Source organism: Bradyrhizobium retamae (assembly GCF_001440415.1).
Classification (GTDB): domain Bacteria; phylum Pseudomonadota; class Alphaproteobacteria; order Rhizobiales; family Xanthobacteraceae; genus Bradyrhizobium; species Bradyrhizobium retamae.
Genome location: NZ_LLYA01000161.1, coordinates 39,400 through 62,476, shown reverse-complemented (window position 1 = coordinate 62,476; position 23,077 = coordinate 39,400). Strand labels below are relative to the sequence as shown.

Below are 23,077 nucleotides of genomic sequence, written 5' to 3'. Positions count from 1 at the left end.
AAAAATCAGCGGGAGCAATGCGCGTGGCCGACAACAACAAACAACAACTCACCATCTGGGGCCGGGCCAATTCGGTCAACGTGCAAAAAGTACTGTGGTGCCTCGCCGAACTCGATCTCGCCTATGAGCGTATCGATGCCGGCATGCAGTTCGGAAAGAACGACGAGCCTGCTTATCTGGCGATGAATCCGAACGGCCGCGTACCCACGCTGATCGATGGCGACTACGTGCTGTGGGAATCCAATTCCGTGATGCGCTATCTCTGCATGGCCTATGGCCAAGGATCTGAACGAGGTTCGTCGATCTATCCCTCGCAGCCGAAGGCGCGCGCCGGCGTTGATCGCTGGCTCGACTGGACGCTGTCGACGCTGCAGCCGCTCGACCGGCCGGTGTTCTGGGCGTTGGTGCGCACGCCCATCGAAAAGCGCGACATGGTCGCGATCCAGAAGGATGTCGATGCCGAAGCCGCGGTGTGGCAGATCGTCGAGGCGCAACTGGCGACGCGGCGCTTTATCGAGGGCGATCAGTTCACCATCGCCGACATCGCGCTCGGCGCCTTTGCGCGGCGCTGGTTCGGCGTTGAAGGCGTGACAAAACCGAAACTGCCGAACCTCGAACGCTGGTTTTCGCAGCTCGCCGTCCGCCCAGGGTTCACGCAGTTCATCGCGCCGCCGATGACGTAAGCGCGAATCGTCTCAACGCGAGCCGCCGGACACCCCCGCTCCGACGCTCACCGCGCCGCCGATTTTCATGCAGGTGTTGGTGCCTTCGATTCTGACGAAGCCCGCGCCGTATTCCGCGCATGCATTGGCCGACCTTGGGCGCTTCAGCGGCAGCGACTTGCCCGACGCGGGAGCTTTGTCGAGCTTCTGAGGACGGGGTTGTTCCGCGACCGAGGCAACCGAAGACAGCGCCACGGCGGTCATTATGGCGATCATTACCAGGAGGGATTTTCGCATCCCGCCTTTTATCGTTTCTCGCGGATCGGTGCCAGATTAGCGGGTGAACTTGATGCCGACCGATTTGCCGCGGCGCCAGACCACTTCGCAGCGGCGCCCGGTCCTGGCGTCGCGCGAAAACGCCAGCCGCAATTTCGCCGGCAACGTGTTGGGATCGTCGATCGTGACCTTCGCCCCCGTTGCGGACAAATCCTGCACCACGCATTGGCGCGCGGCAAAACCGCCTTCGAACGTGATCCACCCGGGTTGACTCAATGATTTGCGCGCGTCGCGCTTCTTGCTTGATAGCAAAGTCATGTCGAAAAGGTCCCCCCGAGACAGCCCTACACCATGCGGCTTTAGAATCCGTTGCTCGGCGCGGCGTGCCTCGTGGCGCGGCCGGGACTCCGATGGAGGCGCAAAGCGGCTGCAGAAACGTCTTTCCGAGCGGCTTGCCCACCCGCTCAAACGCCACTATACGTTCGCCCGTCGCCGCCCCCATCAAGCATGGACGGCCGGCGGCCAACACGGCCCATCAAGCGCTAACACCTTGATTTTCCTGTTGTTCTTGCTCCCTTCGTCTATCGGTTAGGACGCCACCCTTTCACGGTGGAGAGAGCGGTTCGATTCCGCTAGGGAGCGCCATCACGTTGCAAAGCCCAAGCCGACCACGTTCAAGGCTTAAGGCAACCATTTTCACAGCTCAGGTTCCCCATCGTCCGCAGGTTCCGGCAAACGGGCCGCGGCGCGTATGTAATGAGGGACAGGGAAATGGATACGGCTGCTATTGCATTCACAACTTGTGTCGCGCTTTACCTCGCACTCCGCTTTACGTTGCGGTGCTACTTCCCGCCGGATACCTGACGGACGGTCGACGCGAATTTATGGGAATTATCCTGTGCGGCGAAAAAAGCGAAGCGCATCGTCGTCGGCGCGATCAAGTTGCTGACGACCGAAAGAACTTCGAAAGGCCGCCACTTGTGGCGGCCTTTTCGCCAATGGACGGCCCACGAAAGTTAACCCCAGCGAAGCCATCGAAGGCATTGCCCGGCATCGACCGATCCTGAAGGTCCGGCACTAATCCATCCTCAAATTGCGTTCGCAAACGATGTCGTCGCCGCCATGAAAAACCGCGTGAGCGAAAACCCACGTCCGGCAGACAGCTAAGCGATCTCTCTTAGCCCGTCGGCGCGACTTTCGACGCCTGAGACGCAAGGCGCCTTTCGATTCGCCCCGAACCAGGCTGTCGAGTTTCCCGGATCGGAAAGGTCGAAACGGCCATCGCGATAATTGCTGCAGCCATGATAATCATATTCGGCGATTCTCCGACGCAAGGCGTCTGGTCACTCCACAGCTTGTGCGGAAAGAATGCATGACTGCACGTTTAAGGAGAAGACCAGAACAGCAGATGGCGCGGTGACGGCGTTCGTGAACGTGGCATCGCCAGCAAACATTGCATTGGCTTGGCTTTCCGGAAGATAAGTAAAGCTGCTGGCGACGTTCACGGAACTTTGTTCTACTCCGAGAACGGCAATGGGAACTTTGTTCTACTCCGGAGAACTACGGGAAGCATGGCTGACATTTCCTCGCGCGTTGATAGCGACCGCGTGCTCGCCGATCTCAACGCGCTGCGCGCCATCGGCGCCTACAAGACCGGCGTTCACAAGCCGACTTTCTCCGAACCGCATCTGCGCTCGCTGGCGTGGCTGGTGCAGCAGCTTCCCGAGGCCGGCCTCGCGGGCGAGATCGACGGTATCGGCAACGTGCTCGGCACCAGCACGAAAAGCGGGCCGAAGCTGCTGGCGGGATCGCATCTGGAAAGCCAAAACCACGCGGGCTGGCTCGATGGACCGCTCGGCGTGGTCTATGCGCTCGAAGCCGCCCGCGTCATCAATCCCGACCCGAATATAGAGGGCGTCGTCGAAGTCGCGGCGTGGTGCGACGAGGAAGGCCATTTCGGACACTTCCTCGGCAGCCGGTCCTATGCCGGCGGCGTCACCGAAGCCGATATCGACGCCGCGCGCGATCGCAACAATGGCAGGAGCATGCGTGACGCGCTACGCGACGCGGGCCTTGCCGGCCGCGTCCGCGTGCGGTGCGAACAAGGGCGGCATATCGGCTATCTGGAAGCCCATATCGAGCAGGGCGAGACGCTGGAAAGCAGTGGCCTCAAAATCGGCATCGTCACGTCCATCGTCGGGATATGGCAATACCGCATCACCTTCACGGGCGAACAAAACCACGCCGGCACCACGCGGATGGCCATTCGCCGGGACGCCGGCCTCGCACTCGCCAGATTTTGCGTCGATGTCGACAATCGTTTCCCCGCCGCCTGCGGCCCACGCACGGTGTGGACCACCGGCCGCATCACGCTCGATCCCGGTGCGCCCAGCATCATCCCGGGCGCGGCGGAAATGCTGTTCCAGATTCGCGACGATGATCCTGCCGTGATTGCGCGGCTGGAGGAACTGCTCCACAGCATGGCCGCAGAGGTCAACGCCCAAGGCCGCTGCGCCGTCGCGGTGGAGCGCATCCGCACCGGGACGCCCGCGCGGATGGATGGCTCATTCCAGCAGGCCATCGAGGCTGCCAGCGCAGCTTTCGCCGATGGCAAGTCGCTTCGCATGCCGAGCGGCGCCGGCCACGACGCCCAGATTCTCTCAACCGTCATGCCGGCCGGCATGCTGTTCGTGCCCTCGATCGGCGGCATTTCGCATCACTGGACCGAGAACACCGCCGACGCCGACATCGTTACCGGGGCAGAGGTCTTCGTTGACGCCTGCCGGCGGCTGTTGGCGCAATGAGGCGACGCGAGATGCGACATGGTTGCTGAAACCAGGCCGGCCTATTCGATCAGGGACATTCCGGCCAGCGTATGGGTGCTGGGCTTCGTCTCGATGCTGATGGACATCTCGTCGGAGATGATCCACGCCCTGCTGCCGATCTACCTGGTCTCGGTCCTCGGCGCATCGATGGTGACGGTCGGCGTCATCGAAGGCATCGCCGAGGCGACCGCCTCCATCACAAAAATCTTCTCCGGCGCGCTCTCGGACTGGCTCGGCAAACGCAAATGGTTAGCTGCCATCGGTTACGGTCTCGCGGCCTTCACCAAGCCGGTGTTTCCGCTGGCGCCATCCGTCGGCTGGCTGGTGGCCGCGCGTTTCGTCGACCGGATCGGCAAAGGCATTCGCGGCGCCCCGCGTGATGCGCTGGTGGCCGATCTCTCGCCGGCTGATCTGCGCGGCGCGAGCTTCGGGCTGCGCCAATCGCTCGACACGGTCGGCGCCTTCGTCGGCCCCCTGCTCGCCATCGCCCTGATGTGGTGGACATCGGACAACTTCAAGGCAGTGTTCTGGGTTGCCGTAATTCCTGCCTTCCTGGCGCTGGCGCTGATCGTCTTCGCCGTGCGTGAGCCGGAGCGGCCGCGGGCGCTGCGCACCGTGCGCAATCCGATCAGCCTGGCCGAGATTAAAAACCTGGGGCCGGCCTATTGGTGGGTGGTGGCGGTCGCGAGCGTGTTTACGCTGGCGCGCTTCAGCGAGGCCTTCCTCGTTCTCCGCGCCCAGAATGTCGGAGTGCCGATCGCGCTCGTGCCCGCCGTGCTGGTGGCCATGAATATCGTCTATGCCCTCGCAGCCTACCCCGCCGGCGTCATCTCGGATCGCATGAACCGCACGGCCGTGCTGGCGAGCGGCATACTGGTGTTGGTTGCCGCCGACATCGCGTTGGCGTTGCTGCCGTCGGTGGGCGGTGTTGCGCTGGGCGTCATTCTCTGGGGCCTGCACATGGGACTGACGCAGGGACTGCTGGCCGCGCTCGTTGCGGATACTGCGCCGGCCGAGTTGCGCGGCACGGCTTACGGATTCTTCAACCTGGTCGGCGGCGTAGCGATGCTCGCGGCCAGCGTCGTTGCCGGCGCACTCTGGGATATTGCAGGGCCGCAGGGCACGTTCCTGGCCGGCGCCGGCTTCGCGCTGGTCGCGCTGGCAGGATTGCTGGTGGTACAGGGCAAGATCGGCCAACGGGCCGCAGCCTGAGCGATGCCGGATTCGGCCGGGTTCCTTGGTGACAAGGAGTCGCGTCTGACTTTCTTGCAAACGGCTGGATTTGCGGCCATTTACGCTCACATGAGGTAAATTTCCGCAGATGTTGTTGCTTCAGGCCCTCCCCACATCGATCGGCGTTGCCGCCATCGCGCCGGCGTTGCTGGTGCTATGGCTTGTTATCGCCGCCGATGAGCGCCCCGGCCCGCCGGCGCGGGTGTGGCTCGCTTTCGTACTCGGGGCCGCCAGCATTTCTCTGTTGGGCGTTGCGCGCGCTCCGTTTGCCGCGATCCTTGCGGTGCCGGGAAACCCCTGGATGACGCAAGGCCTGCGTTCGATATTCGGGGTCGCCGCGCCCGAAGAGATCGTGAAGGTCCTCGTGATCATTCTAGTGTCATTGCCGGTGCGCCGCCGTGCGTTTGCGGACCCAATGGACACGGTGGTCTACGGTGCGGCCGCAGGCCTCGGCTTCGCGGCCTACGAAAACCTCGCCTATCTCGTGCAGCACGCCGACATGTGGCGGTCGCTGGCCGCTTTGCGCAGCGTGTTGACGGTGCCGTTTCACGGCGCACTCGGCATCATCGCAGGCGCCTATATCGCGATCGCGCGCGCCGGCACCGCGCTGGGTGCACATCGCCATCATCGCGACTGGGCGCGGATCTCGAGCTGGGCGCTGGCGCTGTTCGCGCCGGTCGCGCTGCATGCAGCATTCGATTTTCCGCTGCTGACGCTGCAGAAACATCCAGATCTCGGCCCCAACGTGCGAATGCTGCTGGGGGCGGCAAGCCTGCTCATCGGTTTCAGTTCGATCGGGTTTGCCATTCGGCTGGTACGGCGCGTCGGCCGCCATCATGCCCCGCGCACCGAGATCGCGCGTGAGCGGCTGAGCCAGTTGCGGCGGATGTGGGCCCTGCTGCTCGTGGGCAGCGGTGCGGGCTTCGCGGGCGCGGCTTTCGTCCTGACCTCGCTTCATCATTGGTTCATCAGTCCGGAGCGCAACGCCTCGCTGCTTCTCATTCCGCTCGGCATGACCTCCATCTTGATAGGCCTGGCGCTGTTGCTGGCGACCTCGGCTGTCTATGTGTTCGGCCGCAATCGCATCAGAACGTCCTCGGACGGATTTTCGTCCGCGCCTGAGCCGGGCTGAACGTCATCCGTCAGTCGTTGATCTCGCTTAAAAAGCTGGCAATTTTACCCACAGGCGGCGTACCGGGTATATTGGATACTCGGCGCGGCAGGCATGGGGAGTCTCCAATGACCCAAGATATTCCCCCGGACATCGGAAAACTGCAGTCCGAAATGAATGCCGCGGTGAAGGCGCACTGGAAGGCCTTCCTGTTCGAAGGCATCGTGCTCGCCCTGCTCGGCCTGGCTGCGATGATCGTGCCGCCGCTGGCAAGCCTCGCCGTTACCATCTTCCTCGGCTGGATGTTTCTGATCAGCGGCATTGCCGGACTGTTCGTCACTTACTGGGCGCGGCAGATGCCGGGCTTCTGGTGGTCGCTGCTTTCGGCGGCGCTGGCCGTTCTCGCCGGCGGGATTTTGCTGGCGCGGCCCGCGCAGGGCGTCCTCACGCTCACCATCGTGGTCGGCGCGTATTTTCTGGCCGAGGGCGTCGTCAGCATCATGTACGCATTGAACCACCGCCGCGAATTGTCGGAGCGCTGGTCCTGGCTGCTGATCTCAGGCGTGATGGACCTCCTGATCGCATTCATCATCATCGCCGGCCTGCCGGGTTCGGCGGAATGGGCGATCGGCCTCCTGGTCGGGATCAATCTCGTGCTCGGCGGCGTGTCACTGGTCGGCATAGCGCTCGCCGCGCGCAAGTCCTGACGCCGCCGATTATGGGATGACAAGACCCGGCTGGTGCGCTATAGAGCCCGCCATGATCGTGATCGCCGCCAGCAACTTTTGGTATTTTAGCTACGACAGCTCGCTGGCGGTGGGAGGATCGCGCTCAATCTGACGAATTGAAGCCAAGAAGTCCGAACAGCCGCCAAACCTGGCGGCTTTTTTGTTGGCCGGCAGGTTTCCTAGAAACAGGAGCCACAGCCGTGTTGAGCACCACCGACGACCTTCGAATTAGCGAACTGAAAGAGCTGAGTACGCCGCAGGAGGTGATGGGCGAGATACCGCGCACCTTGACCGCGACGCGCGTCGTAATGGCGGCGCGCAATGCCATCCACGCCATCCTGCACGGCACCGACGACCGCCTGCTGGTGGTCGTCGGCCCCTGCTCGGTCCACGATCCCGCCGCGGCCGTTGATTACGCCGAGCGGCTCGCCGCCTTGCGCGAAAAACTCGCCGACCGCCTCGAAATCGTGATGCGTGTCTATTTCGAAAAGCCACGCACCACGGTCGGATGGAAGGGACTGATCAACGACCCCAATCTCGACGGCTCCTTCGACATCAACAGGGGCCTGCGGCTCGCCCGCAACGTGCTGTCGGCGGTGAACAATCTCGGCCTGCCGGCCGGGACCGAATTCCTCGACATGACGACGCCGCAATACATTGCCGACCTGATGGCATGGGCGGCGATCGGAGCGCGTACGACCGAGAGCCAGATCCATCGCGAGCTCGCTTCCGGTCTCTCCTGCCCGGTCGGCTTCAAGAACGGCACCGACGGCAATATCCGCATCGCGACCGATGCGGTGAAGTCGGCCTCGCACCCGCATCATTTCATGGCTGTCACCAAAGGTGGGCGCTCGGCGATTGCGGCAACCACCGGCAACGAGGACTGCCACATCATCCTGCGCGGCGGCAACAAACCGAACTACGACCGGGAAAGCGTCGATGCCGCTTGCGTCGAACTTGCCCGCGCCGGCGTCGCCCCGCGCATCATGATCGACACCAGCCACGCCAACAGCAACAAGAAGCCGGAGAACCAGCCGCTGGTCGTCGCCGACATCGCGCGCCAGATATCGGAGGGCGAGCAGCGCATCAGCGGCGTCATGATCGAGAGCAATCTGGTCGCCGGCCGCCAGGACGTCGTGCCGGGCAAACAGCTCGCCTATGGGCAGAGCATCACCGACGGCTGTATCGACTGGGAGACGACAGTGTCCGCGCTGAACATGCTGGCTGATGCCGTGGCGATGCGCCGGAACGTGCCATCGCGCAGTTTCCGGGAGGAGCGCTTGGCGTAGCCACCCGGGTCGAATGATGGCGAAGCAGGGCGCGATCGGTGCGCCCTGCCCCAGCTTTGATTGAAGCTGCACTACGAAGCGTACACACCCGCGCGACGCCGTCAAAGCTGCGCCTGGCAGCAAAAATCGGCGGGCCTGTGGCATACTTCACATGTACGAAATTGAACGTCGCAATATTGCTTTGCCGGGGCTCCGATTTCGAACGAGGTTTCGATGAAGCAATTTCCGAGCAACCAGCAATTTCCCAGCAAACTGAGTGCGAACGACCTGCGCACCTACCGTCGGTGGACTGGCGGCTTATACCTCACCTATTTGGCCGCGATCATCGTCGCGATCGGTCTCGTTCTTACAAATGGACCTGCGCGCGATCTCAGAGCGTCGAACGAAACTCAGATGGCACGCCTGAAAGGTGGGCCAGCGTCGATCGATATTCCGACAACCGCCAAGCCTGTTATCAAGCGGTAGCGGCCTCGGACCAACAACTCAAATGACATTTTTTGGAATAGTGTGATGATTAAACCATTCTTTCGATCGATCTTGATTGCAACTCTGATTGCTCCGAACTTGGCAATTGCAGACATTGCGCAAACTCCCGTTCAATTTTGTTGGGCGATGGGAAAGTTCGACATACGATCTACCTTGCCGAAGTCGGGAAATCGCGAGGATCGGCAGGCAAGCTTCGACACGCCGATATTCGGGCATCGATCATCACGCGGTGAGATGCACGACTTCAGACATTGAAGCGCATCGTCTGGCGCGTGCGCAGTTGATGAAAGTTTGGTCCGACTCTGAGTTCGAAATCGTGAACACTACATTCCTGTCGGATCTCGATTACTGACAATTCAGGGCGACAAGATCGCGACCGGGGTTGCAGATAAAAGACCCGACGCAGTCGTTCCTTGTGTCAACTTGTGATCTGCGGCTGACGATTCATGCTCATACTTGGTGGCTGTTGTCCCTAGACCTTGTGGAAGCCGAACGTGAGTTCCGGTGGACAAATCTCCCACACGGACATTGGTAAATTTCTCCGAGACGGTGCCAACGGCCCAGAACACCAAGCGCTGCTGAAGCTTATCGGCTCCCTAATCGATGACTAAACGGCATGAGCCAGCCAGCTCTTGACGTGGGACCACAGCACTAGGATGCTCGCCCCGCTAGAGGCAGTGCTCGGGGGATGCCGACATGGCGATCATTTCAGTTCTGATTGGGGTTCTGGTCATTGTTGTCGTGGGGGCAATTTGTTTTTGGGCTATCGAAAGGTTTGCCCCCGATAGGAAACTAGCAAACCTTCTAAAATTACTGGTTGTTCTCGTCTGCTTAGGCGCGATTGTGCAACGACTGCTGGTCTTGACTTACTAGGTACGCCGCGCAGCTTCATGACGATCCTGACCGGTCGTAACCTGCCGAAGGTCCAGCAGCCGCGGGGAAGCTGAGCCCTCACTCATTGCCCGCGCCCTTTCTTGGCAGGTGGCGGCGGGCCGGGTGGCGCTGCTGCATTCGATCCTTGGAGACTATCCACGCGAGCGGAAAGCCCACCCAACTGTTCCGAAAGCAACTTACGTTGGCCCTGCTCAGCCGATATCTGCCGCTGTAGACCGCTGATCTGTTCCGCGGCACGTTCCTGTGCTGCCTGGAGCTCTTGGATCGTTTGCTGGAGATTGGCCACAGCATGTCTAGCCGTCTTGTCAGCGATTTCGGCAGCCAGAGACGGCTCAGCATTGGGGTGAACAGCCGCTGATGGCGGGGACTCGGATCCGATTCGATTGCCGGCCCAAAGCACTGCAGCAATGGCAACCGCGAGGAGAATAAGTAAAACCCACGGTAGTATGCGGCGCGGTTGTCCTGGCTCGCTGTTGATGCGGTTCTTGGGCGTGAAGTCACTCATCATTTGGCTACTAAGCCGACAATGATCGATTCGTTCCCATCAACGGATGATAGCCGTGGCCTTGGCCGTTCTCGCTTGCGCCTTCCCCTCGCCTGCGATTGGATGGTTCGCAGGCCAGGGAGATGTCTAAACGCAAATCGGGCTGGGGTCGTGAGAGCCGGCCCGCTACCGGGGGCAGCAAGCTCGTCACCTCGTGCGATGCTGCCAGCTACATCACAACGTTGCCGGAAAAAGCCACTCTCCCCGGAATGGCAGGCCGCGATCAAGGCGCTAAATGCTGTTGGCGGACTCGGCGGCCCGACGATGTTCGCGCGTCGGTGTCATGAAAGCATTGAACCGGGGCCACGTTCGGGAGTTTAACCTATCTCGCAAGGACCCTCACTGGGGAGGCCGCAAGCTGGCGCGAGATCGATGAAAACGGTCTGGATTTACGTCGATACAAAGAAAAAGGTCGGCGACCGTGACCATCTCAAGGTGTTTGCAAACTCGGACCTCGCCGATGAGTGGTTCGTGGTGAACGATCCAGAAGGCATCGTCTTCGAGTACGAGGTCATAGGCGTTGCAGATGACGAAACCGGGTCGGGACGTCAACGGCATCGCTAGGACAGAGGCCGACCACCACACGAAACTCCCGGGCGTGCGGGTAGTGGCTCCACATGTGCGATCTGGGGCAAGTCAAGCCTGAACTTTAGCACGAGCTTGTTTGGGTTATTTACCTGAGACCTTGCGCTTAATTTGCCGCGCAACATTCGCATACGAATGCCTGACATCGACTCAAATTAAAAGCCGGACGCGTCGCAGCCTGGTCCGCCCGAACGTCAAAACATGGTCGAGGAATTGGCCGAACAACTGGGCGAACGGCAGTAGCGATGCCGGTACGCTACCTCCAGCGCGGCTGGAAGCGGTTTTCCTCGTCGGCGGTAAGCTCGCCAAAGGGCGAGGCGAAAAGCCGGACGGCCGGTTTTCTCCCGGCGATAGCCGGTTCAGTCATCTTCGCGGACTTCCGACCTGTGAGCCGGTCCGTGAACTAGCGAGCGAAGCGAGCCCTGAAGGATCAATGGCCCGGCTGGTGGCCGTCGCCCTTCGAGGGCCGCGCTACGCACAGCCGCCTCAGGGTGACGGATCACATTGAGTCAGGCTTGCTTCATCAGCCTAGCAGCCTAGCAGCCGCGACAGATGCTCTTGATCTTGCGGTCGAGCGCGGCGTTTTCCTTGCTCAAGGGATCGTTCGGGTCGGGCTGGTTCTTTTCGGGCACGTCGCTGCGGCGGGGCTGACGGTGTCCGATCGGCGCCTCCGGAATCTTTCCGGCACTCGGGCCATTCTTTGGCATTGTCGACGTCCCGCCCTGCGCGAACGCAGCAGGCATGCCGATCAGGACCATCAGCGCGACTGACAAGATTGTTCTTTGCATCCCGATTCTCCGCCTTTTAGATTCCTTTATCGTGTCCGTTCGGGCACGTCGATCGTTGCGCAGTTTCGCCGTCCCTGGGCAGCGCAGTCCTGTGCCTTTCGTACATCTGCCATGGTGCCGAGCAACCAGATTCCGGCGGCCACAAGCAGCACGAAGAAGCCGAGCAGAACGGCGTTTTCGATTCCGCGATGGCCCTCGTCTTCCGGCGGCTCCCGTTTTCTCCTCGCCGTGCTCCGTCATCGCCCGATCACGGCTTCGGCGGATAGAGGTGAACGTCTCCGCAATAGTCGACGATACGATACTGCGCTTCAGAGGATAGTTCACATTCCCCGGAACTTGCATGCGACAAATAATTCGGTCCAATCGGCGTCTTTCCATGGCCGCCGGGAATGTCGAGCACGTAATCCGGCTGGCACAGGCCCGAAACGCGGCCGCGCAAGTTGCGCATCAGTTCCCGTCCCTCTGCAATGGTAGTGCGCAGATGTCCGGTCCCCGGCGCCAGATCGCCATGATGCAGGTAATAGGGCTTGATTCGGTTTTCAACAAAGGTCCGCATCAGCGATTCCAGCGTTGCGACATCGTCATTGACGCCCCGAAGCAGCACCGTCTGGCTCACCAGCGGAATGCCGGCGTCGGCCAGCCGCGCGCAGGCGGCGCGGGCCTCGCCCGACAGTTCGCGCGGATGATTGGCGTGAACGGCGATCCAGGTCGTTGCGCCGTCAGCTTTTAACGCCCTGATCATATCGCCATCGACGCGCGCAGGCGCAGCCACTGGCACGCGGGTGTGGATGCGAACGATCTTGACGTGATCGATGGCGGCGAGATCCGTCATGATCTCAGCCAGCCGCCGTGGCGACAGCATCAGCGGATCGCCGCCGGTCAGGATGACTTCCCAGATTTCACTGTTCTTGCGGATATAGTCCAGCGCGTCGCGATAGGCGGCCTCGGACAGCGCCGTTGCCTTGCCAGGCCCGACCATCTCGCGGCGGAAGCAGAAGCGGCAATACACCGCGCAGACATGTACCAGCTTAAGCAGTGCGCGATCCGGATAGCGATGGACGATGCCGGTGACCGGCGAATGCGCGTCGTCGCCGATCGGATCGGCATTTTCACCGGGCGCATTCATTAGTTCGAGCGCGCTCGGAATGAATTGCCGCGCGATCGGATCGTCAGGATTTTCCGTGTCGATCAGGTTCGCGATATCTGGCGTCACCGCGATGGCGTAGCGCGCGGCAACCCGCTCGAGGTCGGCGAGATCGGCCGTCTTCGCCAACCCCCTCTCGATGAGATCGGCGGGCTGCCGCAGCGTTGTCAAAAGTTTCGGATCGATCCTGTTCATGTCTCTCCTGCCGGTGGCGTCCACACCACCTGGTCCACCCGCAGCGCGCCGCTTGCCAGCATCACCAGCCGATCGAAACCGAGCGCGACGCCGCTCGACGGCGGCATCGCGGCGACCGCTGCGAGAAAATCCTCATCCAGCGGATAGCGCTCGCCGTAGCGCCGCTCCTTCTCGTCCATATCAGCGGCGAAACGGCGGCGCTGCTCGCCGGCATCGGTCAATTCGCCAAATCCGTTGGCGAGTTCGACGCCGCAAGCATAGACCTCAAAACGTTCGGCGACGCGCGGATCGGACGCTTTCGCCCGAGCGAGGGCTGCTTCCGGCGCCGGATATTCGAACAAGATAGTCAAACGCCCCTGCCCCAGATTCGGTTCGACATGCTCGACCAGCACTTTGCTGAAAATATCCGACCAGGTGTCGTCATCAGTGATCCGCACCCGCGGCCTTGCTGCCGCCGCAAGCGACGCGCGTTCGCCCTCGCCATCAGTGATTGTGGCCAACAGATCGATCCCGGCAAAGCGGTCGAACGCGGATGCCACCGTCAGCAGTTCCGGCTCGGCGAAGGGATCGGCCGTTCTGCCCCGGAACGAAAACTGCCCCGTCCCGGTCGCCTGCGCCGCATGTGCGATCACGGCGATGGTGTCGGCCATAACGGCATCATAGCCTGCGTCGGCACGATACCACTCCAGCATCGTGAATTCGGGCAGATGCAGATCGCCGCGCTCACGGTCGCGGAACACGCGCGCCAATTCGAAGATTTTGGCTTCACCGGCGGCGAGCAGTTTCTTGGCGGCAAATTCCGGCGACGTTCGCAAATAGCGCGTCGCGCGGGTGCCATCGTGGCTGATGATTTCAGTGCGTGGGGCATGCAGATGCGTCTCGTTGCCCGGCGAGACCTGCAGGATGCCGGTTTCCACCTCGGTAAAACCCTGCTCGTCGAACCAGCCTCGCACTGCCCTCGTGATCGCGGCACGCGCCATCAGGAACGGCTTTCGATCGGCATGCCGCGTGGGCGACCACCAAGGCGAGACCTGGTCGATGTCAGCCATCACAGGCGGTTCCGAATCCACCGAGCATCCTCCGCGGAGCCAATCAAGGCGCTCAGGAAAACGGCAGATATCATTGATATTATTCGACTTTCTTTGCGTTCGACATGGCGAGCCGGAGGAAGCGGCAAGATCCAGCTCCAGCTTCGTCATTTCATGTCGAAAGACGCTCTCCTTGTCCATTCGCCCGATCGATGTCGCCGCATCCCGCTGAAGCTGCGGATCTTCGCGAACCGCTTAAACCATTGCTTTCAAGCCCATCAGCAACGGTCGACCCATCGTTCAATTGCTTGCCGCACGCGTCATTATAACACGACGAAATCCGGCTATTTGCAGCTTCAAGCAGCTCGCCGGGACGGCCGTAAAACGCTGGCATCGACGGGCAAAATCAGTATGTTGCAGCCCGAAACCGCCTGATTGGCCCTGCGGACACAAATGTCCGGTTCGGTCAAAGGCCAGAAATTCGGGAAAACAGCTTTGAAAGTCATCGCCAGTTCTATTCGCAAGGGCAACGTCATCGAGCAAGACGGCAAGCTCTATGTCGTGCTGTCGGCCGAGAACATCCATCCCGGCAAGGGAACCCCGGTCAGCCAGATCGAAATGCGCCGCATTGGCGACGGCGTGAAGGTGTCGGAACGCTACAAGACCACTGACCAGGTCGAAAAGGCCACCGTCGAGGACCGCAATTTCAACTACCTCTACGAGGATGCCGACGGCTTCCACTTTATGAATGCCGAGACCTATGACCAGGTCCAGGTCTCGAAGGAGATCGTGGGTTCGTCCGCGCCTTACCTGCAGGAAAACATGACGGTGAAGCTATCGATGCACGACCTGAATCCGGTCGCCATCCAGTTGCCGCAGCGCGCAACCCTGGAAGTTGTGGAGACCGAGCCGGTCACCAAGGGTCAGACCGCGTCTTCCTCCTACAAGCCTGCTATCCTCTCCAACGGCGTGCGGACCTCGGTGCCGCCGCACATTGGAACGGGAACACGGATCGTGGTCATGACCGAGGACGGCTCCTACGTCGAACGCGCAAAGGATTAAGACCGCGCCATAGGAGCATACGCCGGGGGGCGATGCATTGGGTACGAAGGCTGTCCGCTTGCTCTCGCGTTGGCTGGCAGCCTTTTGTTTGCTTCCCGCCGGGATATCAATCGTTTCCGCCAATGAGTTCAGAACGCCGTCGATGTCGGCCGTTCGCGTCGAATGGCGCGCCGTTCTGGATCAGCTTCGCAGCGAGATCAGTTCACAGCCGGCGATCCCGCAGCGCTTTGCCTTCGCAGGCCAGCGGCGGGTGCCGGCATGGGATCCGCGCTCTGCGCCCGCGCTGGTGCAGTTGAACGCGATCAATTCGGCGATATTCGCCGGGATCGGCCGCAGTCCGGTGCCGGTGCTGTTGCCCTTTGATACCGCGGCCTATCTCGAGGCCGAAGCCGGTGGTACGCACCATCCGTCGGTGTCACGCCACCAGGCCGGCTTCCGCCCCGTCGACTTGTTTTACGCCGGCCCCTCCGGCTACGACGCGGTGTTTTCGTTGGACCCCGGCGCCGGTGACGGCCTGCCGTCTCGAACTTTCGCCCGGCCGGTCGAGGTGCAGATTACGGGCTCGGTCCTGGTCTACGATCTCGCCGATCCGCTCAGCGGCCGTGGCGAGCCGGTCAGGGCGCTGGCGTCGCAATTTCCGGACATGCGCCGTTTCATTCGCGAAGGTTATGTGCGCTACGCCTTCACCCGTTTCGGCGTGCCCTATGTGGTGTCGATCCAATGCCTCGATTCGGCGCCGCGGTCACGGCGGCTGGCCTGCCGCGAGGCTTACCCGATTGCCGAGCGCTTTCTGAAGGCGCTGCGCATCGCCGGAGGCCAGCCGGGGCGACCGCGCTTCGACGTGCCCTCTGAGGTTGCCGAACGGCCGGCCACCCTTTCGCCCGACTTCAGCTATCGTCCGAGCGGTGACATCATTGCCAACAGCGGCGCGCGCAGGCGCGGCGGCCGCGCCGACCTCGTCGCCTATTCGCAGATCCGCTTTCCGCTGGAGAAAGCTCCGGCCCGGGTCAGCTCGCAGCAGTTCGCCAGGCGCAAATCCGGCGAACGCCAACGCACCTATCAAGGCGTCTATCCGTGGCGGGACAATTTTTGCGAAGCCCGCAGCTTCCAGGTCGGCCAATGTGCAGCCGGCTTCGGTCACCAGGGCCAGGACATCCGCCCCGCGCCCTGCCCGCCGAACAGCAGCGCCGACAACGCCTGCCATCCGAGGAAGCAGGCGGTCGTCGCCGTCCGCGACGGCGTCGTCATCCGGTCGCTAAAGCAACAGGCGGCAACGCTGCAGATCAATACAGGCAACGAGCACATCCGTTTCCGTTACATGCACATGAACCCGTCAGCCATGGATGCGGACGGCATCCTCAACGGGCGTCGGGTCGCCGAGGGCGAGAAGATCGGCGTGGTCTCCAACTATCTCGATTTCCCGAACGGCACGTCATACCACCTCCACTTCGACGTGCAGGTGTTCACGCGTGACGGCTGGATCTGGGTCAACCCCTACACCACCCTGATCGCCTCCTACGAACGGCTGATTCGCGGCCGCGGCCACGAAATCGGGACCGAGCCGCCGGGCGCCGTCGCGCATGCCTTGCCGAAGGATGTACTGCGTCACGTCGCGCGACAAGCGGAAGGCCGCGCCAACTAATCGCAAAGCGGTTCGCTTCCAGCCGCGGAACCGTTCAAATCTCCGCAATGGATTCCGTGGGCATTAACCGCTGGCGGCCGGTTCGGACGCGATCCGCTCGCCCAAAACGGTATCTAGCGCCCTTGACGCTCAGGCGACCTTCTTCCGCGCCGGCGGCGTCCAGCGAAACGCCGCGCCGAATCTGTTCCAGACATTGATCGAGGCGACGGCGGAGGTGAGATAGGCGAGCTCCTTCTCGGAGAATTCCGCGCTCGCCTGCGCATAGATATCGTCACTGACGCCGTCTGCGAGCAACGTCAGCGCTTCCGTCCAAGCCAGCGCGGCACGCTCGCGCGCGGAAAACTGCGGCGCCTCGCGCCAGACCACCACGAGATTGAGTTTGTCGGTGGGCACGCCGAGCTTCTCGCCCTCCAGGATATGATACTGCACGCAAAAGGCACAGCCGTTGATCTGCGAGGCACGCAGCTTGACCAACTCGAGCAGTTGCTTGTCCATGCCCGCCTTGCCCGCGACCTGACTGAGCGCCAGCACCGCCTCGTAGGCGTCCGGCGTCAGCGACATGAAGTCTCTGTATTCCTTGCGGGCGTGCGACATTCTTCCTGCCTTCTGTTGTCAGTACTCTGCTTGATTATAAGAGACCCCCGCACCCCGTCCATGGCTAACCGCACCGGCAAATTTGCCGCGGATTCTCCCGAAAAAGCCGGTTCCCGCGGCGTCATAGCTTTTGGCGCAGGCACGCAACGCCGCTAGACTGAGTGCATGAAACAGCCTGATTCCAAGACTGCGCCGACCCGCCGCGCCCTGCTGCGAGGCAGCCTCGGCGCCGGCGCCTTGCTCGCGACCGGCCTTCCTGCATTTGCCGCGCCGGCCGGCTTCGACCAGTGGCGCGATAATTTTCGCGCTCGTGCCCTGGCAAAAGGCATTTCGGACGCGACCTGGACACGGGTGATGGGGCGGATCGAGCCTGACATGACCGTGTTCCGGCAGATGCAGAAGCAGCCGGAATTCCATGAGCAGATCTGGCAATACATCAATCGCCGCGTCTCGGACTGGCGCATCATCAACGGCCGCGAAGCATTGAAAAAGCACGAGCCGCTGTTCGCGCGGATCGAGCAGGATTTTGGCGTCGAGCGCGGCACGCTGCTCGCACTGTGGGGAGTCGAGTCGGCCTATGGCGATCCTTTGGTGCAGCAGAACCATATGCGCCCAATCTTTCCGGCGCTCGCAGCGCTGGCCTGGAATGAGCCGCGTCGCCGCTCCTATTGGGAGACCGAGCTGATCAACGCGCTCAAGATCGTCGATCGCGGCTGGGGCACGCCGGAGGAAATGCGGGGATCCTGGGCCGGCGCGATGGGGCACACGCAGTGGATGCCGGAAGTCTGGCTCAATGTCGGCATGGACTACGATAAGGACGGCCGCGTCTCGCCGTTCGGCAAGCCCGACGATGCGCTCGGCTCCAGCGCGCGCTATCTGCTCAACCGCGGCAAATATCACCGCGGCGAGCATTGGGGCTATGAGGTGCGCGCATCCGGTGGGGCTTCGAGCGGCAGCCGTACCTACGCGGCATGGGCTAGCGCCGGCGTTACGCGCGCCGACGGCAAGCCGTTCCCGCAACCGAACGCGTCGGCGCAGATGTGGGTGCCCGTCGCCGGCGGACCTTCGTTCCTGCTGGGTCCGAATTTTTATTCGGTGAAGAGCTACAACCCCTCGATGAACTACGCGCTCGCGATCTGCCATCTCGGCGATCGCATTCTCGGTGCGCCGCCGTTCATCCAGCCCTTCCCCGGCTCCGAACGCGCGCTGACGCTTCCCGAAGTACAGGAACTGCAGACGCGATTGACAAAGGCCGGTTTCGATACCGGCGGCACCGACGGCCGCGTCGGCAACGACACCATGAAGGCGGTGAAGGATTATCAGACCAAGATGGGCCTGCTGCCGGCGGATGGCTACGGTGGACTGAAGGTGCTGGCGCGGTTGAGGCAGGGCGGATAGCGACGCAGCTTCAACCTCGCGCGGTTCGGCCGCGTCCTCTCCATCGAGTCTGCAGTCAAGCTGCTTCCAGCGGTTCGGCTTCCTTCGCCAGCCGATCCACAAGATTATCCACTGCGCGTTCGGCCGCAGCGATCGACGCCTTCAAGCGTTCATCCCTGAACTCGTCATATTCGATGGCGATGCTGTGGAAGTCAGTGACGCCGAGGAATCCGAACACGTCCCGCACCGGCCCTTCGACATGGTTGATGTGCGCGATCCGTCCGCCCGGATCGTAGCCGTAATCACCCCGCGAACTGAGCATGATGAGACGTTTACCCTTACCAGCCAGTAGCTGCGAATAGGGATCGTCTGGCCGGGCACGGTCAAAGCCGAAAGTGCGACCGACCCGCACGACATTGTCGACATACGCCTTGAACTGCGCCGGCATTCCAAAGTTGTACATCGGCACGCCAGCCACGATCAAATCTGCGGCGATGAGTTCATCGACCAATGCGTCGCTTTCCGCCAGCACATCATTCATCCACGGCTCGCGCAGCTCAGGTTTCGTGAAGGCCGCACCGATCCATTTCTCGGTGACGGGATGTGGTGGTGATTGGCCGACATCCCGATCGGTCACGAGGTCATCCGGCCGGCATTGCAGCCAACGCTGCACGAAGCGTTCGGTGAGGCGGCGCGTGTGCGACCCGCGAGGGAACCGGTCCGATCTGTCAGGTCGCGCACTGGCGTTAATCCGTAGCAGGTTCATGGCATATTTCCTTTCATCTTTGTTCGAGTAGATGGATCGGGCAGCATGCATTGACAAACGCAAATTGCTCATCACATGGATGAGCTGTACTCATCTATAAGGCCTGCCGATGAGACGTCTTCCACCGCTGTCGGGGCTGCGGGCGTTCGAAGCCGCCGCGCGGCATCTGAGCTTCAAGCGTGCGGCTCAGGAGCTGCACGTGACGCCGACCGCCATCAGCCATCAGGTTCGGCAGTTGGAAGAGGTGATTGGCGTGACGCTGTTCGAGCGGCGGACGCGTCAGGTCCTGTTGACCGCGGAAGGGCAAGTCTTGCTGCCGGTTCTGCGCGACGGCTTCGACTCCTTCGCACGTGTCGTCGAAGGATTGAGCCGCAGGCAGCGCCGCGCGACGGTGACACTTTCGGCCACTCCCGCGTTCACCGCCAAGTGGCTGGTGCCGCGCATCGCGGGCTTTCACAACGCAAGACCTGACATCGATCTCACGCTGCTGGCGACCCTGGAGGTCGTGGACCTTAATTCAGGTGTCGCGGACCTCGCGTTGCGCTATGGCCCTGGCCCTTATCCCGATCTGACCGCCGAACCGTTGGCCATCGATCGTTTTGCGCCAGTGGCAAGTCCGCGTCTTGGTCTGAAAAAGCCGGCCGATCTGCACTCAGCGACCCTGCTGCATTTTGACTGGCGCCGCAGCGATAGCGGCAATCCGACCTGGCGGCGCTGGCTGAAGATCGCGGGCATGGACGGTATCGATGCACGGGCCGGGCTCCGCTTCAGCGATGAGACCCATGCGATCCAGGCCGTCGTCGCCGGCACCGGAGTTGCGTTGCACAGTCTGCTGCTGGTGTCGGAGGAACTCGCGACCAAAACGCTGGTCGTGCCGTTCGGCCCGGAAATCGAAGGCTTCACCCTGCATCTTGTGCGCGGCTCCCGCAGACCCCTGACCGAACCGATCGAAGCAACGCAAGCCTGGTTGCGCGCGCAATTCGCCAAAAGCTCACCTCCACGCTGATGTATGCGCGCGTGGCGCAGTCGATCACTGCTGCCCGCGTTTTCGTCTATGCGCGTCGCGCCACCCCACCCGCGTTCATGCCGCCGTCGATAACAAGCTCCGTCCCCGTCACATAGCGCGAGGCATCGGACGCCAGATACAGCACGCCCTGCGCGATTTCCGCCGCCTGTCCGGCGCGGCCGAGCGGCGTGGCCAGTTTCGCGCGCTCCTCCGGATCGATCGGCGCGTTCTGCCAGCTACCTGTGGCTGCCCCCGGAATCTTGCCCCAGATCGGCGTATCGATAATGCCGGGATGCACCGAGTTGACGCGGATGCCGTCGCCAAACGTTGCGCATTCCATCGCGATCGACTTGGCGAACAGCCGCACACCGCCCTTGGTCGCGGAGTAGCCGGAAAGCCCGGCCGCGCCACGCAGGCCCGCCAGCGACGACATCATGATGATGGAGCCACCGCCGGTCTTGCGCATCACGGGCAGGCAATGCTTCACCGACAAAAACACGCCGTCGAGGTTGATCGCGGTCTGCCGCCGCCAGTCCGCAAGCGACATCTCGGTGATCGACGGCACTGAAATGCCGATGCCGGCGTTCGAGACCAGCACGTCGAGCCGGTCATAGCGCTTCATGACATCGGCCGCGACTTCGATCCAGCGTTCCTCGCTGGTGACGTCGTGAGGCCAGAAGCTCGCCTCCCCACCCGCCTTTTTGATCCGCTCAACGACCTCGGGGCCTCTCAAATCGTCGACATCGGTCACGGCGACGGCCGCGCCCTCGCGCGCCAGCAATTCGCAAACCGCTTCGCCAATACCGGATGCGCCGCCCGTCACCAGCGCGACCTTGCCCTGAACCTGCCCTGTCATTTCTTCTCCCGCTTGTTGTTATTGGTTGTCGAATTACCTGATGACGGCCGGTCCCGGGTCCGGCACCGCGACGTCGAGCACGCGAAACTGCACGCGTTCCGATCCTTGAAAACGATCGACCGCGAGCGATCCCGCCACGTGCAAAGGCTGGCCACGGTTCTGCGTCAGCGCGTGGCCGAGCTTCTGTCCGACCGAGCGGAACGCGATGCCGTTGACGATGGCGCCGTCGCCGGACTTGAAGCGCACGCGCAAATGCGCCTGCCCTACTTCATCGGCATAGACGAGCTGATGCGCCGGCAGCGCGATCACCGGCTCCGGATTGGCCGCGCCGAACGGCCCGGCGCGGTTCAGCGTATTGGCAAATTCCACGGTCACGCTGCGCGCGCTGACGGCGCCATCGATGAACAGCTCGTTCTCGTGACGGGAATTGGCGACATCCTCGGCCAGCGCGCTTTCCATGAAGGCACGAAATTCCGCGAGCTTCTCTTTGCGCAGCGTCACGCCGGCAGCCATGGCATGGCCGCCGCCCTTCATTAAAAGCCGCTCCTTCACCGCCTGCCGCACGGCCTTGCCGAGATCGACGCCCGAGATCGAGCGGCCCGAGCCGGTGCCAATGCCGCCCGGCTCCAGCGCAATGGCAAAGGCGGGACGCGCAAACTTCTCTTTCAGCCGTGAGGCGACGAGTCCGACGATGCCGGGATGCCAGCCTTCGGCGGCGGTCACGATCACCGCGCCCTTGTCTTCGAGCCCGAGCGAGGCCAGCGCCTCGGCCTCGGCCTGTGCTTCAGCCGCCTGCTCGATGACGCGGCGCTCGCTGTTGAGGCGATCGAGTTCGGCCGCGATGCGCGCAGCCTCCGAGACGTCGCCCTCCAGCAAGAGCCGCACGCCCAGATCGGCGCGACCGATCCGGCCGCCCGCATTGATGCGCGGCCCCAGCATGAAGCCTAGATGCCAGGCTTCCGGCGGGCCGTTCAGCCGCGCCACATCCATCAGCGCGGTATGCCCGACATGGTCGCGGCGGCGCATTGCGATCAGGCCCTTGGCGACGAAGGCGCGATTGAGGCCTATCAGCGGCGCGACATCGGCTACGGTGCCGAGCGCCACATGGTGCAGCATGCCGAGCAGATCCGGCTCCGGCCGCTCAGGAGTCCAGAAGCCGCGGCCGCGCAATTCGCGGTTCACAGCGACCAGCGTGATCAGCACGAGACCGACAGCGGCGAGATGGCCGAGGCCGGAGAGATCGTCCGGGCGATTCGGATTCACCAGCGCGTCGACCTCGGGCAAATCATCGCCGGTCTGGTGATGGTCGATGACGACGACGGATAGGCCGAGCTTTCGCGCTTCCGCCAGCGGCTCGGTGCTGGTGGTGCCGCAATCGACGGTCACCAGCAGCGTTGCGCCCTTGGCGGCCAGCGCCCGCACCGCCTCGACATTGGGGCCATAGCCTTCAAAGATCCGATCCGGGATGTGGATCAGCGGATCCAGCCCACAATGGCGCAGATGCCAGGCCAGCAGCGCTGCGGACGTGGCACCGTCGACGTCGTAGTCGCCGAAGATCGCCACTTTTTCCCCACGCATGGCCGCGTCAGCGATGCGTTTGGCCGCCAATTCCATCTGCGTCACGGTGTGTGGATCGGGCATCAGTTTGCGGATGGTCGGATCAAGGAAGTCCTGAACCTCGTCGACCCCGACATCGCGGCCCGCCAGCACGCGGGCCAGCATTTCCGGCAACTGGTAGCGCTGGGTGATCGCCAGCGCCCGCGCAGCTCCCCTGACGTCGAGCCGGTCGCGCCACAATTTGCCCGTCGCCGAACGCGCCACGCCGAGAAACGCCGGCGGTAGTTCAACGGGAAGTGCGGATGCGGGAAGGATCATGATGCCTTCGAGAGATAGGGGCTATGCGGGCTGTCGGCAAACGCAAACGGCGACGATGGCAGGCCAACGAATCGCATGCGGCAACGCCGGCACAGCCTCGGGGCTTCGCGG

At 62.5% G+C, this 23,077-nt stretch carries 23 protein-coding genes and 1 tRNA gene; 14 read left to right on the top strand and 10 right to left on the bottom strand.

What is annotated here, in order from left to right; all coding sequences use genetic code 11:
* Positions 1–23: 23 nt before the first annotated feature.
* Positions 24–683, top strand: coding sequence for a glutathione S-transferase family protein (locus tag CQ13_RS22460; RefSeq protein ID WP_245309260.1), 660 nt, complete (start codon positions 24–26; stop codon positions 681–683).
* A gap of 12 nt (positions 684–695) precedes the next feature.
* On the opposite strand, the gene CQ13_RS22455 is transcribed toward CQ13_RS22460, so the two are convergent.
* Both CQ13_RS22455 and CQ13_RS22450 read right to left on the bottom strand, forming a co-directional pair.
* The gene (locus CQ13_RS22455; RefSeq protein ID WP_197427392.1) at positions 696–926 is read right to left on the bottom strand and encodes a porin; all 231 of its coding nucleotides are present in this window, start codon (positions 924–926) and stop codon (positions 696–698) included.
* 69 nt (positions 927–995) lie between these two features.
* On the bottom strand, positions 996–1,256 hold the full coding sequence (locus CQ13_RS22450) for a PilZ domain-containing protein (RefSeq protein ID WP_057845013.1): 261 nt from the start codon (positions 1,254–1,256) through the stop codon (positions 996–998).
* A 252-nt stretch (positions 1,257–1,508) separates the two neighbouring features.
* Here CQ13_RS22450 and CQ13_RS22445 point away from each other — a divergent pair.
* Positions 1,509–1,583, top strand: a tRNA-Glu gene (locus CQ13_RS22445).
* A 698-nt stretch (positions 1,584–2,281) separates the two neighbouring features.
* Here CQ13_RS22445 and CQ13_RS43220 read toward each other — a convergent pair.
* The gene (locus CQ13_RS43220; protein ID WP_156433805.1) at positions 2,282–2,443 is read right to left on the bottom strand and encodes a hypothetical protein; all 162 of its coding nucleotides are present in this window, start codon (positions 2,441–2,443) and stop codon (positions 2,282–2,284) included.
* A 66-nt stretch (positions 2,444–2,509) separates the two neighbouring features.
* On the opposite strand from CQ13_RS43220, the gene CQ13_RS22440 reads away from it, so the two are divergent.
* The 8 genes from CQ13_RS22440 (at position 2,510) to CQ13_RS22405 (ending at position 10,612) form a co-directional block, all read left to right on the top strand.
* The gene (locus tag CQ13_RS22440; protein ID WP_057845012.1) at positions 2,510–3,742 is read left to right on the top strand and encodes a Zn-dependent hydrolase; all 1,233 of its coding nucleotides are present in this window, start codon (positions 2,510–2,512) and stop codon (positions 3,740–3,742) included.
* An 18-nt stretch (positions 3,743–3,760) separates the two neighbouring features.
* Entirely contained in the window at positions 3,761–4,975 is a 1,215-nt protein-coding gene (locus CQ13_RS22435) for an MFS transporter (RefSeq protein WP_057845011.1), read from the top strand.
* Between the two features lie 109 nt (positions 4,976–5,084).
* Positions 5,085–6,128 carry a PrsW family glutamic-type intramembrane protease gene (locus tag CQ13_RS22430; protein ID WP_057845010.1) on the top strand — a complete coding sequence of 348 codons (1,044 nt, stop codon included), beginning with the start codon at positions 5,085–5,087 and terminating at the stop codon, positions 6,126–6,128.
* A 107-nt stretch (positions 6,129–6,235) separates the two neighbouring features.
* A complete protein-coding gene (locus tag CQ13_RS22425; RefSeq protein WP_057845009.1) occupies positions 6,236–6,814 on the top strand; it encodes an HdeD family acid-resistance protein in 579 nt (192 codons plus the stop codon).
* A gap of 221 nt (positions 6,815–7,035) precedes the next feature.
* Entirely contained in the window at positions 7,036–8,124 is a 1,089-nt protein-coding gene (locus CQ13_RS22420) for a 3-deoxy-7-phosphoheptulonate synthase (protein WP_057845008.1), read from the top strand.
* Positions 8,125–8,337: 213 nt separating this feature from the next.
* Positions 8,338–8,589: a hypothetical protein gene (locus CQ13_RS22415; RefSeq protein ID WP_057845007.1), complete on the top strand. Its 252-nt coding sequence runs from the start codon at positions 8,338–8,340 to the stop codon at positions 8,587–8,589.
* Between the two features lie 717 nt (positions 8,590–9,306).
* Entirely contained in the window at positions 9,307–9,483 is a 177-nt protein-coding gene (locus CQ13_RS43215; protein ID WP_156433804.1) for a hypothetical protein, read from the top strand.
* 937 nt (positions 9,484–10,420) lie between these two features.
* Positions 10,421–10,612, top strand: coding sequence for a hypothetical protein (locus CQ13_RS22405; RefSeq protein WP_035725866.1), 192 nt, complete (start codon positions 10,421–10,423; stop codon positions 10,610–10,612).
* Positions 10,613–11,169: 557 nt separating this feature from the next.
* On the opposite strand, the gene CQ13_RS22400 is transcribed toward CQ13_RS22405, so the two are convergent.
* The 3 genes from CQ13_RS22400 to epmA all read right to left on the bottom strand — a co-directional run bounded on the left by CQ13_RS22400 (position 11,170) and on the right by epmA (position 13,809).
* Complete coding sequence (locus tag CQ13_RS22400) at positions 11,170–11,421, bottom strand: hypothetical protein (RefSeq protein WP_057845005.1); 252 nt, start codon at positions 11,419–11,421, stop codon at positions 11,170–11,172.
* A gap of 247 nt (positions 11,422–11,668) precedes the next feature.
* Positions 11,669–12,760, bottom strand: a complete 1,092-nt coding sequence (locus tag CQ13_RS22395) for a lysine-2,3-aminomutase-like protein (protein ID WP_057845004.1) — start codon at positions 12,758–12,760, stop codon at positions 11,669–11,671.
* Positions 12,757–13,809: an EF-P lysine aminoacylase EpmA gene (epmA, locus tag CQ13_RS22390; RefSeq protein ID WP_057845041.1), complete on the bottom strand. Its 1,053-nt coding sequence runs from the start codon at positions 13,807–13,809 to the stop codon at positions 12,757–12,759. Before epmA ends, CQ13_RS22395 begins: the two co-directional genes overlap by 4 nt.
* Positions 13,810–14,283: 474 nt before the next feature.
* Here epmA and efp point away from each other — a divergent pair, with 474 nt between their 5' ends.
* Both efp and CQ13_RS22380 read left to right on the top strand, forming a co-directional pair.
* Complete coding sequence (efp, locus tag CQ13_RS22385; RefSeq protein WP_057845040.1) at positions 14,284–14,850, top strand: elongation factor P; 567 nt, start codon at positions 14,284–14,286, stop codon at positions 14,848–14,850.
* 142 nt (positions 14,851–14,992) lie between these two features.
* The gene (locus tag CQ13_RS22380; RefSeq protein WP_430649706.1) at positions 14,993–16,492 is read left to right on the top strand and encodes a M23 family metallopeptidase; all 1,500 of its coding nucleotides are present in this window, start codon (positions 14,993–14,995) and stop codon (positions 16,490–16,492) included.
* Between the two features lie 129 nt (positions 16,493–16,621).
* On the opposite strand, the gene CQ13_RS22375 is transcribed toward CQ13_RS22380, so the two are convergent.
* Complete coding sequence (locus tag CQ13_RS22375) at positions 16,622–17,086, bottom strand: carboxymuconolactone decarboxylase family protein (RefSeq protein ID WP_057845002.1); 465 nt, start codon at positions 17,084–17,086, stop codon at positions 16,622–16,624.
* Between the two features lie 165 nt (positions 17,087–17,251).
* Between CQ13_RS22375 and CQ13_RS22370 the strand changes: the two genes are divergently transcribed.
* Complete coding sequence (locus tag CQ13_RS22370) at positions 17,252–18,484, top strand: lytic murein transglycosylase (protein ID WP_057845001.1); 1,233 nt, start codon at positions 17,252–17,254, stop codon at positions 18,482–18,484.
* Between the two features lie 55 nt (positions 18,485–18,539).
* Here CQ13_RS22370 and CQ13_RS22365 read toward each other — a convergent pair whose 3' ends face one another.
* Positions 18,540–19,301 (bottom strand): FMN-dependent NADH-azoreductase, encoded by a 762-nt coding sequence (locus CQ13_RS22365; RefSeq protein ID WP_245309259.1) that lies wholly within the window; start codon positions 19,299–19,301, stop codon positions 18,540–18,542.
* Positions 19,302–19,338: 37 nt separating this feature from the next.
* On the opposite strand from CQ13_RS22365, the gene CQ13_RS22360 reads away from it, so the two are divergent.
* The gene (locus tag CQ13_RS22360; RefSeq protein ID WP_057845000.1) at positions 19,339–20,235 is read left to right on the top strand and encodes a LysR substrate-binding domain-containing protein; all 897 of its coding nucleotides are present in this window, start codon (positions 19,339–19,341) and stop codon (positions 20,233–20,235) included.
* A 46-nt stretch (positions 20,236–20,281) separates the two neighbouring features.
* Here the strand turns inward: CQ13_RS22360 and CQ13_RS22355 are convergent, their stop codons facing one another.
* Entirely contained in the window at positions 20,282–21,091 is an 810-nt protein-coding gene (locus CQ13_RS22355) for an SDR family NAD(P)-dependent oxidoreductase (protein WP_057844999.1), read from the bottom strand.
* A gap of 33 nt (positions 21,092–21,124) precedes the next feature.
* Complete coding sequence (recJ, locus tag CQ13_RS22350) at positions 21,125–22,966, bottom strand: single-stranded-DNA-specific exonuclease RecJ (RefSeq protein ID WP_057844998.1); 1,842 nt, start codon at positions 22,964–22,966, stop codon at positions 21,125–21,127.
* Between the last annotated feature and the right edge of the window lie 111 nt (positions 22,967–23,077).

Bases quoted from the DNA above. Each gene is read 5' to 3' on its own strand.
- CQ13_RS22360 (WP_057845000.1), top strand. From the start codon at position 19,339: ATGAGACGTCTTCCACCGCTGTCGGGGCTGCGGGCGTTCGAAGCCGCC.
- CQ13_RS22415 (WP_057845007.1), top strand. From the start codon at position 8,338: ATGAAGCAATTTCCGAGCAACCAGCAATTTCCCAGCAAACTGAGTGCG.
- CQ13_RS43215 (WP_156433804.1), top strand. From the start codon at position 9,307: ATGGCGATCATTTCAGTTCTGATTGGGGTTCTGGTCATTGTTGTCGTG.
- CQ13_RS22455 (WP_197427392.1), bottom strand. From the start codon at position 926: ATGACCGCCGTGGCGCTGTCTTCGGTTGCCTCGGTCGCGGAACAACCC.
- CQ13_RS22435 (WP_057845011.1), top strand. From the start codon at position 3,761: ATGGTTGCTGAAACCAGGCCGGCCTATTCGATCAGGGACATTCCGGCC.
- CQ13_RS22450 (WP_057845013.1), bottom strand. From the start codon at position 1,256: ATGACTTTGCTATCAAGCAAGAAGCGCGACGCGCGCAAATCATTGAGT.
- CQ13_RS22425 (WP_057845009.1), top strand. From the start codon at position 6,236: ATGACCCAAGATATTCCCCCGGACATCGGAAAACTGCAGTCCGAAATG.
- CQ13_RS22375 (WP_057845002.1), bottom strand. From the start codon at position 17,086: ATGTCGCACGCCCGCAAGGAATACAGAGACTTCATGTCGCTGACGCCG.
- CQ13_RS22440 (WP_057845012.1), top strand. From the start codon at position 2,510: ATGGCTGACATTTCCTCGCGCGTTGATAGCGACCGCGTGCTCGCCGAT.
- CQ13_RS22370 (WP_057845001.1), top strand. From the start codon at position 17,252: ATGAAACAGCCTGATTCCAAGACTGCGCCGACCCGCCGCGCCCTGCTG.
- CQ13_RS22380 (WP_430649706.1), top strand. From the start codon at position 14,993: ATGTCGGCCGTTCGCGTCGAATGGCGCGCCGTTCTGGATCAGCTTCGC.
- epmA (WP_057845041.1), bottom strand. From the start codon at position 13,809: ATGGCTGACATCGACCAGGTCTCGCCTTGGTGGTCGCCCACGCGGCAT.
- recJ (WP_057844998.1), bottom strand. From the start codon at position 22,966: ATGATCCTTCCCGCATCCGCACTTCCCGTTGAACTACCGCCGGCGTTT.
- CQ13_RS22405 (WP_035725866.1), top strand. From the start codon at position 10,421: ATGAAAACGGTCTGGATTTACGTCGATACAAAGAAAAAGGTCGGCGAC.
- CQ13_RS22430 (WP_057845010.1), top strand. From the start codon at position 5,085: ATGTTGTTGCTTCAGGCCCTCCCCACATCGATCGGCGTTGCCGCCATC.
- CQ13_RS22365 (WP_245309259.1), bottom strand. From the start codon at position 19,301: ATGAGCAATTTGCGTTTGTCAATGCATGCTGCCCGATCCATCTACTCG.
- CQ13_RS22400 (WP_057845005.1), bottom strand. From the start codon at position 11,421: ATGCAAAGAACAATCTTGTCAGTCGCGCTGATGGTCCTGATCGGCATG.
- CQ13_RS22355 (WP_057844999.1), bottom strand. From the start codon at position 21,091: ATGACAGGGCAGGTTCAGGGCAAGGTCGCGCTGGTGACGGGCGGCGCA.
- CQ13_RS22395 (WP_057845004.1), bottom strand. From the start codon at position 12,760: ATGAACAGGATCGATCCGAAACTTTTGACAACGCTGCGGCAGCCCGCC.